Raw genomic sequence first — 3,223 nt, forward strand, 5'->3', positions numbered from 1 at the left:
GGCCAAGGTAATGGAACCGTAAAGCTGGTTCGATCGTTATCCGGTGCATGACCGCTATGACCCCTGGCTCGAACATTCCGCTCTCCGTCCCGCGCGTGGTGGTGGACGTCCAAGCCCCGGTGCGGCTCGACGTATCGGGTCTTCTGCTCACCGCTGACGGCAAGGTGCGCTCGGATGACGACTTCGTCTTCTACAACCAGCCCGCCGGTCCGGGGGTGACCCACCGGGCCGGCGGTGGCGCCGGGCCGGACTCGGTCACCGTGGACACCGCGGCCGTACCGTCCGGTATCGAGAAGGTGGTCGTCACCGCGAGCCTGGACGCCCCCGGTGCGACCTTCTCGGGGACGGAGCCGACGGCGACGATCCGTAACGCCGACGACGGCAGCGTGTTGGCCACCTTCACCCCGCCGCGGCTCGGCCCGGAGACCGCGCTCCTGGTCGTGGAGGTCTATCGCAGGGCAGGCGCCTGGAAGGCCCGTGCGGTCGGACAGGGGTACGCCAACGGGCTCGCCGGGATCGCGACCGACTTCGGAGTGAGCGTGGACGAGCCCGCCACGCCGGCCGCCGCCGCCCCGCAGCCTCCCACGGAGCCCGTCGTCCCCCCGCGGCCGGCGGCGGCCCCGGCCGCTCCCGCCGCGCCGCCCGCGCCCGCCGCCCCCGCGCCGGGAGCAGGCAAGATCAATCTCGACAAGGGCCGGGTCAGCCTCCAGAAGAACCAGACCGTCTCCCTGGTCAAGGGCGGCCGGCCGCTCCTCACCTCGGTACGTATGGGCCTCGGCTGGGAGCCCGCCTACCGCGGCAAGGACATCGACCTCGACGCGTCCGTCATCGCGTACGGCCCCGACCGCAAGAAGATCGACGCCTGTTACTTCGGCAAGCTCGCCATCCTGAACGGCGCCATCCAGCACTCCGGGGACAACCTCACCGGCGAGGGCGGTGGCGATGACGAGGCCATCACCGTGCACCTCGGCGGTCTGCCGGAGAACGTCACCGGGCTGGTCTTCACGGTGAACTCCTTCTCCGGGCAGCGGTTCACCGAGGTCGCCAAGGCCTACTGCCGGCTGCTCGACGCGGGATCCGGCGAGGAGCTGGTGCGCTTCGACCTGACCGGCGCCGAGTCGCGTACGGGCGTGCTGATGTGCAAGCTCATCCGCCAGTTCTCCGGTGAGTGGGAGATGACGGCATTGGGGGCCTACGTCGATTCCCGCACGGTGCGCGGCATGGTGAAGCCGGGCGGGCAGGCTCTCTGACCCCGGCCGGGCCGCCGGGCTCGCTCCATGAGACGAGCGCGGCGGCACGCCGGGGCCCTTGCGCGGCGGTCGGCCGGGGCCCTGGGACGGCGCGAAGGCACTGGTCCTGCGGACCACGTCCGAAGCCCCCTGCACCGAGACCGGCGAGGACGTCGGGGCGGCGGCCTGTGATCCGCCGGTCCGCCCGGACGCCGATGCCGGATCTCCTGCCCCGCCGTCCCCTTCACGTACGACTTCCCGTACGACTTCGCGTACGAGGGGACCGGCTGCCCGACTGCTCCCAGCTCAGGCCTGACGCCGCCACGGCCCGGTGATCGCCAGCATGATCCCCGGATCCTGGATGTTGGCGAACAGCGTCCGTCCGTCGGGCGAGAACACCACACCCGTGAACTCGCTGAACTCCTGCTCCCGTTCGGTGCCGATATTGAGGTCGTTGCGCGCGATGGGGTAGGTCCGGCCGCTCTCCGTGGCCCCGAAGAGGTGCTGGATACCCTCGCCGTCCTCGGCGATGATCAGTCCGCCGTACGGAGAGACCGTGATGTTGTCCGGGCCGTCGAAGGCGCCGTCCTCACCCGGGTTCTTGTTGACGCCGAGCAGCACCTTGAGGGTCAGGGTCCGGCGGCGCGGGTCGTAGAACCAGACCTGGCCGTCGTGCCGGCCCGGGCTCTCCTCACGGGCGTAGGAGGACACGATGTACGCGCCGCCGTCCGCCCACCACATGCCCTCGAGCTTGCGGCCCCGGGTGACCGCGCCGTCGTCGAACTGCTTGCGCACCGGCACCGTCTTCGCGTCCCGGTCGGGCACATCGACCCAGTCCACGCCGTAGACGGTGCCGGTCTTCGTGGCCCGCGCGAGGTCGTCGACGAACCGGCCTCCCGAGTCGTAGCACTTCGGCGCCTGGAGCACACCCGCGTCGTCGGCCAGGGTCCGCAGCCGCCCGCGGCCGTGCCGGAAGCCCTGCGGCGGCACCCAGCGGTAGAACAGGCCGTTCGGGCCGGAGGCGTCCTCGGTCAGGTACAGATGGCCGCGCCGGGTGTCGACGACGACGGCCTCGTGCGCGTAGCGCCCCAGCGCTTTGATCGGCTTCGGGTCGCGGTTGGCGCGCCGGTCGTGCGGGTCGACCTCGAACACATAGCCGTGGTCCTTGGTCATGCCGTGCTCGCCGGCCTTGTCCTCGTTCTCCTCGCAGGTCAGCCAGGTGTCCCACGGGGTGCGCCCGCCCGCGCAGTTGGTGGACGTACCGGCGATGCCGACCCACTCGGCGACCTGCCCGTGGCGGTGCACCTCGACGACCGTGCAGCCGCCCGAGGCGGCCGGGTCGTAGACGAGCCCCTCGGTCAGCGGGACGGGGTACTCCCAGTCGGACCGCGGCCCCTTGAGCTCATGGTTGTTGACCAGCAGGGTCACACCGCGCGGGCCCTCGAACGTGGCCGTGCCGTCGTGGTTGGAGGGGGTGGACTCGCCCGACTCCAGCTCGGTGACGCCGCTGCGGGTGATGATCCGGTACGAGAAGCCCTCGGGGAGCGCGAGGATGCCGTCCGGGTCGGCCACGAGCGGACCGTAGCCCGCCTCCCGGCCACCGCCGAAACGCTCCGCGCCCTCCTCGCCGGTGTCCCCGGCCTCCGACCCGAGAGCACCGGGAGCGGTACCGAGCACACCGACGCTGCCGGCGAGCGCGACCCCCGCTCCGGTGTAGGCCGAGCGCTTCGCGAAGTCCCTACGGGTCAACGGCATCATCGTCTCCTGAATGGCCGGATCTATCCCCTGGTCTGCCGCATCCACGCTGCCGCGCTCCGTCGAACAGCGGTTGAACGCGACACGACCACGGGGGGACCGATTACCGGAACCGTCCCGTCGGACCGTCCATGCTCCCGTCACCGGAAGGCCGGAGAACCGCACCCGGATGGGGACAAAGCCGATTCTCCCGAGCCGACCGCGATATCGCAGGACGGCTCGCGAGATCACCACGACGG

The 3,223-nt window shown here is 71.2% G+C and carries 2 protein-coding genes; one reads left to right on the forward strand and one right to left on the reverse strand.

Annotated elements, in window-relative coordinates; translation table 11 throughout:
• Nucleotides 1–56: 56 nt before the first annotated feature.
• Nucleotides 57–1,250: a TerD family protein gene (locus ACTWQE_RS33845; protein ID WP_443332924.1), complete on the forward strand. Its 1,194-nt coding sequence runs from the start codon at nucleotides 57–59 to the stop codon at nucleotides 1,248–1,250.
• A 285-nt stretch (nucleotides 1,251–1,535) separates the two neighbouring features.
• Here the strand turns inward: ACTWQE_RS33845 and ACTWQE_RS33850 are convergent, their stop codons facing one another.
• The gene (locus ACTWQE_RS33850) at nucleotides 1,536–2,984 is read right to left on the reverse strand and encodes an alkaline phosphatase PhoX (RefSeq protein WP_443332925.1); all 1,449 of its coding nucleotides are present in this window, start codon (nucleotides 2,982–2,984) and stop codon (nucleotides 1,536–1,538) included.
• Between the last annotated feature and the right edge of the window lie 239 nt (nucleotides 2,985–3,223).

This window comes from Streptomyces sp. 8N706, assembly GCF_052245415.1.
Lineage (GTDB): Bacteria > Actinomycetota > Actinomycetes > Streptomycetales > Streptomycetaceae > Streptomyces.